The 9328-nt window shown below is 71.6% G+C and carries 10 protein-coding genes; 4 read left to right on the top strand and 6 right to left on the bottom strand.

The genetic code is table 11. The features are described 5' to 3' along the window. Together EAO77_RS24805 and EAO77_RS24800 are read left to right on the top strand one after the other, a co-directional pair. The coding region (locus EAO77_RS24805; RefSeq protein WP_187283392.1) for an S-adenosylmethionine:tRNA ribosyltransferase-isomerase at window positions 1-357 on the top strand (357 nt) is incomplete at its 5' end. Window positions 358-635: 278 nt separating this feature from the next. Then, entirely contained in the window at window positions 636-1355 is a 720-nt protein-coding gene (locus EAO77_RS24800; protein WP_147990499.1) for a transglycosylase SLT domain-containing protein, read from the top strand. A gap of 100 nt (window positions 1356-1455) precedes the next feature. Here EAO77_RS24800 and EAO77_RS24795 read toward each other — a convergent pair whose 3' ends face one another. Then, window positions 1456-3993 carry an FHA domain-containing protein gene (locus EAO77_RS24795; protein WP_147990498.1) on the bottom strand — a complete coding sequence of 846 codons (2538 nt, stop codon included), beginning with the start codon at window positions 3991-3993 and terminating at the stop codon, window positions 1456-1458. A 340-nt stretch (window positions 3994-4333) separates the two neighbouring features. Here EAO77_RS24795 and serB point away from each other — a divergent pair, with 340 nt between their 5' ends. Continuing rightward, on the top strand, window positions 4334-5560 hold the full coding sequence (gene serB / locus EAO77_RS24790) for a phosphoserine phosphatase SerB (protein ID WP_147990497.1): 1227 nt from the start codon (window positions 4334-4336) through the stop codon (window positions 5558-5560). A 191-nt stretch (window positions 5561-5751) separates the two neighbouring features. Here serB and EAO77_RS24785 read toward each other — a convergent pair whose 3' ends face one another. The 4 genes from EAO77_RS24785 to EAO77_RS24775 form a co-directional block, all read right to left on the bottom strand. Beyond that, the gene (locus EAO77_RS24785; protein WP_147990496.1) at window positions 5752-6303 is read right to left on the bottom strand and encodes a SixA phosphatase family protein; all 552 of its coding nucleotides are present in this window, start codon (window positions 6301-6303) and stop codon (window positions 5752-5754) included. A gap of 76 nt (window positions 6304-6379) precedes the next feature. Next, the gene (locus tag EAO77_RS24780; protein ID WP_147990495.1) at window positions 6380-6589 is read right to left on the bottom strand and encodes a hypothetical protein; all 210 of its coding nucleotides are present in this window, start codon (window positions 6587-6589) and stop codon (window positions 6380-6382) included. Between the two features lie 171 nt (window positions 6590-6760). After that, the gene (locus tag EAO77_RS40350; RefSeq protein ID WP_261994128.1) at window positions 6761-6877 is read right to left on the bottom strand and encodes an SGM_5486 family transporter-associated protein; all 117 of its coding nucleotides are present in this window, start codon (window positions 6875-6877) and stop codon (window positions 6761-6763) included. A gap of 4 nt (window positions 6878-6881) precedes the next feature. Further along, on the bottom strand, window positions 6882-8171 hold the full coding sequence (locus tag EAO77_RS24775; protein ID WP_147990494.1) for a CynX/NimT family MFS transporter: 1290 nt from the start codon (window positions 8169-8171) through the stop codon (window positions 6882-6884). Window positions 8172-8255: 84 nt separating this feature from the next. Between EAO77_RS24775 and EAO77_RS24770 the strand changes: the two genes are divergently transcribed. Next, a complete protein-coding gene (locus EAO77_RS24770) occupies window positions 8256-8942 on the top strand; it encodes a FadR/GntR family transcriptional regulator (RefSeq protein ID WP_147990493.1) in 687 nt (228 codons plus the stop codon). Here the strand turns inward: EAO77_RS24770 and EAO77_RS24765 are convergent. Beyond that, window positions 8914-9285 carry a hypothetical protein gene (locus tag EAO77_RS24765; protein ID WP_147990492.1) on the bottom strand — a complete coding sequence of 124 codons (372 nt, stop codon included), beginning with the start codon at window positions 9283-9285 and terminating at the stop codon, window positions 8914-8916. The genes EAO77_RS24770 and EAO77_RS24765 overlap by 29 nt on opposite strands. Window positions 9286-9328 lie beyond the last annotated feature (43 nt).

Here is a 9328-nt window from a genome sequence, read left to right as displayed (position 1 = left end):
GGGCACGGTGCTCCCCGAGCCGTCCGGCCGCCGCAGCTCCACCGCCCACCGGCCGCCGTCGCCGCGCGTCGAGAAGTGCACCACCACCGGCTCGGTCCCTCGGGCGCGGTGAGGCCGGCGGCGGGCTGGACCGACCTGGTGGTCACCCCCCGCACGGGGGTGCAGGTGGTCGACGGTCTGCTGACCGGGCTGCACGAGCCGGAGGCGTCCCATCTGCTGATGCTCGCGGCGGTGGCCGGGGAGGCGGCGCTGGCCTGCGCGTACGCCGAGGCGCTGAGGCACCGCTACCTCTGGCACGAGTTCGGGGACGTCCATCTCCTCCTCCCGGCCGAGGACCCTCACGGTGCGGATTGCTGATGCAACACGGGGTGATCCGGGGGTGGCCGCCATGTGAGGCCGGGCATAGGACCCAGGTCACTTACGAACCACGCTAGTACGTACATAAAGGGCATGTGAGCCGGTACTTCACGGGTGAAACGGACGTATGGGGCAACCGTGATCCACTATGACGGATCGTACGTCACACCTTTGCCACCGCATTTTGCCGCCGCTAAGAATTGCCGACGTCGCTTCCGAACAGCGCAGAGCCGATCCGGCCTGAGGCGACTTTCCGCTATTCGAAGAGGTACGTCTGTATGTCCGCGTTCAACACCACCGCCCTCCGTCGTCTCCGATCGCGCAAGGCCGCGGTCACCGGCGTCGCCGTTGCCGCCTCCGCCGCTGTGGCGCTCACGCTCGCCCCCAGCGACGCCGAGGCAGGCACGACCACTGAGGTCGCCGCGGCCGCCCCGGTCGCGTGGAAGGTCAACCCCGAGCAGGCCGCACAGGTCCGCGAGAGCATCTCCACGCAGCAGACCGCCTTCGAGGCCCAGTTCAAGGCCGCGCAGGCGAAGCAGAAGGCGGAGGCAGCCGCCGCGAAGAAGGCCGAGGCCGCCAAGAAGGCCGCGGCCAAGGCCGCCGCCGAGAAGCGCGCCGCCGCGAAGGCCGCCGCCGACCGGTCCGCCCGCGCCGCCAAGCCGGCGAAGGTGACCTACCCGAACAACCTGGACGGCTGGATCCGCGAGGCCATGTCCATCATGAAGAAGCACAACATCCCGGGCAGCTACGAGGGCATCCACCGCAACATCATGCGGGAGTCCAGCGGCAACCCGATGGCCATCAACAACTGGGACATCAACGCCATCAACGGCGTGCCGTCGAAGGGCCTGCTCCAGGTCATCAAGCCGACCTTCGACGCCTACCACATCCCGGGCACCAAGAAGGACCAGTACGACCCGGTCGCCAACATCGTCGCCGCCTGCAACTACGCGGCCGACCGCTACGGCTCCATGGACAACGTGAACAGCGCCTACTGAGGCATCCCGCAGACTGCCCCGCGACGAGGCGGCGCGCACGACATACGCCGGAGGGCGCACCCCGTACGGGGTGCGCCCTCCGGCGTCGTCGGCGCAGCGGTCACTTGCGCATGACCTCGGGCTCGTGGCGGCGCAGGAAGCGCGCCACCAACACACCGCACAGCGCGCCGAGCGCGAGCAGCGCGGCCATGTCGATCCCCCACGCGGCGGCGTCGTGGTCCCACAGCGGGTCGGTGCTGGTCGGGTCGTCCGTGTTGGGATTGATCCGGTTGAAGTCCAGCGTCGTACCGGCGGCGGCGACCGCCCAGCGGGACGGCATCAGGTACGAGAACTCGTTGACGCCGACCGTGCCGTGCAGGATGAACAGGCACCCGGTGAAGACCACCTGGATGATCGCGAACATCACGAGCAGCGGCATCGTCTTCTCGGCCGTCTTGACCAGGGCCGAGATGATCAGTCCGAACATCATGGACGTGAAGCCGAGCGCCATGATCGGCAGCGACAGCTCCAGCATCACCATGCCGCCGAGGACGAGGCCCTCCTCGGGCAGCTCACGGGTGGCGAAGCCGATCGCGCCGACCAGACCGCCCTGGATCACCGTGATCAGGCCGAGGACGATCACCTTCGACATCAGGTACGCGGAGCGGGAGAGTCCCGTGGCGCGTTCCCGCTCGTAGATCACCCGTTCCTTGATCAGCTCACGGACCGAGTTGGCCGCACCGGCGAAACAGGCGCCGACCACCAGGATGAGCAGCACGGTGGTCGCCGTGCCGTTCGGGATGACCCGCCCGGTCTGCGGATTGACGTTGACCAGCAGGCCCTTGTCCGGGTCGATGACCAGGCTGACCGCGCCGAGCACCGCCGGCAGGATCAGCATCAGCGCCATGAAGCCCTTGTCGGACGCGATCACCGAGACGTAGCGCCGGATCAGGGTGAACAGCTGGGATCCCCAGCTCTGCGGCTTCGGCGGGCGGATCTGCTGCGGCGGCGGCATGTTGACCGCCTGCGGGGCGACGGCGTCGAGGTCGGCCGCGTACATCTGGTAGTGCTGCGAGCCCTTCCAGCGGCCCGCCCAGTCGTAGTCGCGGTAGTTCTCGAACGCCGAGAACACGTCCGCCCACGTGCTGTAGCCGAAGAAGTTCAGCGCCTCCTCCGGCGGACCGAAGTACGCCACCGAACCGCCCGGCGCCATGACCAGGAGCTTGTCGCACAGGGCGAGCTCGGCCACCGAGTGGGTGACCACGAGGACGGTGCGGCCGTCGTCGGCGAGGCCGCGCAGCAGCTGCATCACATCGCGGTCCATGCCCGGGTCGAGGCCGGAGGTCGGCTCGTCCAGGAAGATCAGCGACGGCTTGGTCAGCAGCTCCAGCGCGACGGAGACCCGCTTGCGCTGGCCGCCGGAGAGGGCGGTGACCTTCTTGTCCTTGTGGATGTCGAGCTTGAGCTCGCGCAGCACCTCGCCGATGCGCGCCTCGCGCTCGGCCACGGTGGTGTCCGCGGGGAAGCGCAGCTTCGCCGCGTACTTCAGCGCCTTACGGACGGTGAGCTCCTTGTGCAGGATGTCGTCCTGCGGGACCAGTCCGATGCGCTGGCGCAGCTCGGCGAACTGCTTGTAGAGGCTGCGGTTGTCGTAGAGGACGTCGCCCTGGTTGGCGGGCCGGTAGCCGGTGAGCGCCTTGAGCAGGGTGGACTTGCCGGAACCGGAGGGGCCGATGACGCCGATCAGCGACTTCTCGGGCACACCGAAGGACACGTCGCGCAGGATCTGCTTGCCGCCGTCGACGGTCACCGTGAGGTGCCGCGCGGAGAAGGAGACCTCACCGGTGTCGACGAACTCCTCGAGACGGTCGCCGACGAGCCGGAACGTCGAGTGACCGACACCGACGATGTCGCCCGCGCCGATGAGGACCGTGGACGACTTGGCGATCGGCTGGCCGTTGACGTAGGTGCCGTTGTGCGAGCCGAGGTCGCGGATCTCGAAGCGGCCGTCGGGCGTCGCCGTGAACTCCGCGTGCAGCCGCGAGACCTGGAGGTCGGAGACGACCAGCTCGTTCTCCAGCGCACGGCCGATCCGCATCACGCGGCCCAGCGAGAACTGGTGGAACGTGGTCGGGCTGCGGTCGCCGTGGACCGGGGACGCGCCCTGCGGCCGCGGGCCGCCCTGCTGGTGCGGGACCTGCGGCGGCTGCTGCTGCCAGCCCTGCTGCTGAGGCTGGTGCGGCTGCTGCGGAGCAGGCGCGTGCGGCTGCTGCGCCGGGGCCTGGGGCTGCTGCCAGCCCTGCTGGGCGGCGGCGGCCTGCTGGGGCGCCGCGGCGGGCGCGCTGTAGGCGCCGGCGGCGGCACTGAGGCTCAGCCGCGGGCCGTCGGTCGCGTTGCCCAGGTGCACGGCCGAGCCGGCGGCGAGCGCCGTCTGCTGCACCCGCTGCCCCTGCACGTACGTGCCGTTGGTGCTGCCGTGGTCCTCGATGACCCAGCCGCCGCCGCCCCAGCTGATCGTCGCGTGGCGCCACGAGACCCTTGCGTCGTCGATCACCAGATCACCCTGCGGGTCACGGCCGAGGGTGTACGACCTGGACGGATCGAGAGTCCAGGTCCTTCCGTTCAATTCCAGTACGAGTTCCGGCACTCCATGCCCCACTAGTTGTCCCCCGAGCTACCCCCGTTGCCGGGAGTCTAGGGATGGCGAACATCGTGGGGAACTATTTCAGGCCCGGTCCGCCATTCGAAAGCCAGGCCACGTGAAGACCCTGTTCGGTACGGAGTTGGGACCTTCGTCGCCGCTTCGTCGCCGTCGCCGGGCGGGCGCCGGACACCGGCGCCGGGCGATTGCGGAACGAACCGCCACGGTTCGTGATCCACACGGCACCTCGGTGCCGACCGGGATGTTCCGGACGCACGGGCGGGGCCCGGGGCGCGCTTGTCCGGCAGGCGGGACAGAGGCTCTCCTCCGGCCCGTCGCCCGATACGGTGGGAGCACCATGAGCGCATCGCAGACCCCTTCCGGCACCGACGTCCCCACCCTTCTCGTCAAGATCTTCGGGAAGGACCGGCCCGGTATCACCGCGGGCCTCTTCGACACCCTCGCCGCCTACTCGGTCGACGTCGTCGACATCGAGCAGGTCGTCTCCCGCGGCAGGCTCGTCCTGTGCGCCCTGGTCACGGCTCCGGCGGCCGGCCTGGCCACCGAGGGCGATCTGCGCGCCACCGTGCACAGCTGGGCGGAGTCGCTGAAGCTCCAGGCCGAGATCATCTCCGGCACGGGCGACAACCGGCCGCGCGGCAGCGGCCGTTCCCATGTGACCGTGCTGGGGCACCCGCTGACGGCCGAGTCGACCGCCGCCATAGCGGCCACCATCGCCGGCACCGGCGCCAACATCGACCGCATCTTCCGGCTGGCGAAGTACCCGGTGACCGCCGTCGAGTTCGCGGTCTCCGGCGTGGAGACCGAACCGCTGCGCACCGCCCTGGCCACCAGGGCGCACGGCATCGGTGTGGACGTGGCCGTCGTCTCGGCCGGGCTGCACCGGCGCGCCCAGCGCCTGATCGTGATGGACGTCGACTCGACGCTGATCCAGGACGAGGTCATCGAGCTGTTCGCGGCCCACGCGGGCTGCGAGGCCGAGGTGGCCGAGGTGACGGCCGCCGCGATGCGCGGCGAGCTGGACTTCGAGCAGTCGCTGCACGCCCGGGTGGCGCTGCTGGAGGGCCTCGACGCCTCGGTGGTGGACAAGGTGCGGTCCGAGGTGCGGCTGACGCCGGGTGCGCGCACCCTGATCCGCACCCTGAAGCGGCTGGGCTACCAGGTCGGTGTGGTGTCGGGTGGCTTCACCCAGGTCACCGACGACCTCAAGGAGCGTCTCGGGCTGGACTTCGCCTCGGCGAACACCCTGGAGATCGTGGACGGCAGGCTCACCGGCCGGGTCGTCGGCGACATCGTGGACCGGGCCGGCAAGGCCCGGCTGCTGCGCGGGTTCGCGGCCGAGGCGGGGGTCCCGCTGGCCCAGACCGTGGCGATCGGCGACGGCGCCAACGACCTGGACATGCTGAACGCGGCCGGCCTCGGCGTGGCCTTCAACGCCAAGCCGGTGGTCCGGGAGGCCGCGCACACGGCGGTGAACGTGCCGTTCCTGGACACCGTGCTGTATCTGCTCGGCATCACCCGCGAAGAGGTGGAGGCCGCGGACGACGGCTCGGGCGACCACTGACCCGGTCCCGTACGCGAGGGCCCCGGCGCACCGGGGGTGCGCCGGGGCCCTCGCGGGCCGCCGGCCGGTCCTGACGGGCCGGTCGTGCGGTCCTGGTCGTGCGGTTCCTGTCGTGGCGGTGCCGGTCTCCCGGGCTCGGGCGCGCGGGCTCGGTCGTGCGGGGTCGGTCGTGCGGGGTTGGTCGTGCGGGCTCAGTCGTGCGGGGTCCAGTAGTCGACGAGCGTGCCGACCCCGTGTTCGACGTCCTTCCACGAACCGCCGAAGGAGACCACCGCGAAGGCGGAGGTCGGGAAGCCGTCCGTACGCATACGGGACAGCGCATCCCCTTCCACGCTGCCCGCGAGCGCGTCCGCGAGGGCGTGCATCCCGGGGTTGTGGCCGATCACCAGCAGATCGGCCACGTCGTCGGGGGTCTCGCCGAGCAGGGCGAGCAGATCGCCGAGGGACGCCTCGTACAGCCGCTCCTCGTACACCGTCCGCGGTCGGTGGGGCAGCTCCTGGACCGCGAGCTTCCAGGTCTCCCGCGTCCTGACCGCCGTGGAGCACAGGGCCAGGTCGAAGGGGATGCCGGTCCCGGCGAGACGGCGGCCCGCGACGGGGGCGTCTTTTCGGCCGCGCTCGGCGAGTGGGCGGTCGTGGTCGGACACCTGGGGCCAGTCGGCCTTCGCGTGCCGGAGAAGAACGATCCTGCGGGATTCGGGAGATCCGGGGGGTGTCCCCCCGGAAGACACAGCGGCGCTCATGAAACCCAGCTTCGCATGAATTGCGCCAATGGGCGCAGGGAGTTGACGGCTCTCCCCTCGAAGGGGGACCGGGTCCTCAGCGCATCAGCAGCGCGTGGATCCGCTCGATGACCTGCCCGGCCGCCGGGGGGCTCCCGCCCGCGGCGTGCGCCTCGGCGGGACCGGCGATCAGCGTCAGCAGGGCGGCGAAGGCGAGGACCGGGAGCGCCAGCGCCCACCAGGGCAGCCGCGCACCGCCGACACCCTGGGCCGGGGAGTGGGACGGGGTGTGCGTGCGGTCCGGCATGGCCGCCTCCGAAGGGTCCGTGGATTCCGTACCCCGAATCTACGGATCATGGGAGGCCCGTCCCATCCGGTGAGCCACCCACTTCCCCCTGAGCCTGCCCCCCTAGGGGATGGTGGTGCCAGCACCACCATGCTCCCCGCTGCCCGGTCCACCCCGGGGCGCGGGAGACGGTCAGGGGGCGGCGATGGTGGCGATGACCGAGATCACCACGCCGATGAGGAGGATCAGGCCGAAGATCCCGAGGAGCTTCCGCTGGCCGTTCTGGGGGTTCGGTTCGAGCACAGGCATGGGGTCAGTCTCGCATCCGCTTCTCGTCCTCGATCGTCCGGTCCCGCCCCGCGAGCACCCCCGCCGCCATCTGCGGCACCAGCAGACCGGCCATCAGCAGCAGCGGCACGGTCCAGCCGCCGCTGTGCTGATAGAGCACGCCGACGAGCAGCGGCCCGGGGATGGAGATCAGATAGCCGGCGGACTGGGCGAACGCGGAGAGCCTGACGACCCCGGCCCCGGTGCGGGACCGCATGCCGATCATGGTCAGCGCGAGCGGGAAGGCGCAGTTCGACACGCCGAGCAGCAGCGCCCACGCCCATGCCCCGGCGGCCGGCGCGAGGAAGAGGCCGAGGTAGCCGGTCACCCCGCACAGGCCGAGGGCGACGACGATCGGGCCCTGGTTGCGCATCCGGGCCGCGAGCCGCGGGATCACGAAGGCCAGCGGGATGCCCATGGCCATGGTCACTGCCAGCAGGACGCCCGCCGTGGACGCGGAGACGCCGGCGTCGCGGAAGATCTGCGGCATCCAGCCCATGGTGATGTAGGCGCCGGTGGCCTGGAGCCCGAAGAAGCAGGCGAGGGCCCATGCGGTGGGGCTGCGGGTGATCGGGGCCGCCGGGGTGTCGCCCCGGCGGCCGGCGGCGGGCACGGCGGCGGACCCGGCGCGGCCGCGGAGCAGGCCGAGCCAGGGCAGTACGGCGGCGGCCGCGAGCACGGCCCAGACCGCGAGCCCGGTGCGCCAACTGCCGCCCAGGGCGGAGGTCATGGGCACGGTGGCGGCCGCCGCGAGCGAGGTGCCGGCCGCGAGGGCCATGGAGTAGACGCCCGTCATCGGGCCGACCCGGTCGGGGAAGTAGTTCTTGACGATCACCGGCATCAGCACGTTGCTCACGGCGATGCCCACGAGTGCCAGCGCGGTCGCGGCGAGGAAGCCCGCGGCGCCGCCGGCGAGGGGGCGGATCACGAGCCCGGCGGTGATGGCGGCCATGCCCGCGCAGACGACCGCCGCGGGGCCGAAGCGGCGGGCGAGCCGGGGCGCGGTGGTGCCGAAGACCGCGAAGCACAGGGCGGGTACCGAGGTGAGGAGACCGGTGACCGTGCCGCTCATGTGGAGGTCGACCCGGGCCTCCTCCAGGAGCGCGCCGAGGCTGGTGACGGCGGGGCGGAGGTTGAGCGCGGCGAGGACGATGCCGGCGACGACGAGCCGGGTGGCCCAGACCGTGCGCGCACCGGGCGCGGGCCGGGCGGCAGAATCCTGGGACGGCGGGGCTGCCGCGCGAGCGGGTCTCAGGGTTCGGGTCTCGTCAGACATGTGCACCATCATAGAATCATGGGATGATTGGTTGTCCACTCGTGCTCGGCACGGGCCCGGACCGCCTTCACGAAAGGGAGCACCATGGCGCTGACCTCCCCCCGGCGTTCCGCGCTGTCGGACCAGGTCATCGGGCAGCTGCGGAACCAGATCACCTCCGGCGAGTGGCCGGTCGGCTCGCGCATCCCCACCGAGCCCGAACTCGTCGAGCAGCTGGGCGTCGCCCGCAACACGGTCCGCGAGGCCGTGCGCGCGCTCGCGCACAACGGGCTGCTGGACATCCGGCAGGGCTCGGGGACGTACGTCGTGGCCACGAGCGAGCTGGCCGGGGTGATGCACCGGCGGTTCGCCGACGCCGACCCCCGCCATGTCGCCGAGCTGCGCTCCACGCTGGAGTCGTCCGGCGCCCGGCTCGCGGCCGAGCGCCGCACCGAGAAGGACCTGGCCCAGCTGGACGGGCTGCTGGCACGCCGCGAGGAGGCATGGGAGTCGGGTGAGGCCGAGCGGTTCGTCGCGGCGGACGCGACGTTCCATCTGGCCGTGGTGGCCGCCTCGCACAACGAGGTGCTGACGGAGCTGTACGCGGACCTGGCCGACCTGCTGCGCGACTGGCTGCGGGACGACGTGGGCGGGGAGCTGCGGCCGGCCCACCACATGGACCATGCGCGCCTGGTGGAGGCGATCCGCGCGGGCGACGGGGAGACCGCCGCCGCGGAGGCCGCGAGCTACCCGTTCATGTGTCTCAGGCGGCCCGCCGAGGCTGGTGGCTGACCCAGACCGCGCGTATCTCCTTCCAGCAGCGCTGGGTGAGCTCGGCGTATCCGGCCGGGAACAGCTCGACGGCCGCGGTGTCGGCGTCGACGTCCCACCAGCGGTCGCACTCGACGTGCAGCCGCACGCGGTCGGAGCCGGGATAGGGGTTGTGGCAGTACGCGGTGACGGTGGAGCCGTCGATCTCGGTGCGGCAGTCGGCCCGGTAGACCGGCGGCCGCTCACCGGTGTGCCGCGGGGGCCGGTCCGCCTGCTGGCGGAAGGACTGGGAGGCCGTCGGAACCGTCCACAGCAGGAGCGCCGCTGCGGTCAGGACGGAGGCGTCACGCCATGTCGTACGCACAAGCAGGACCCCCTCGGCCGAACTGCGGCGACGAGCGCCGCAA

This window comes from Streptomyces sp. T39 (genome assembly GCF_008042045.1).
GTDB lineage: Bacteria > Actinomycetota > Actinomycetes > Streptomycetales > Streptomycetaceae > Streptomyces.
This window is presented reverse-complemented; position numbering and strand designations above follow the sequence as displayed.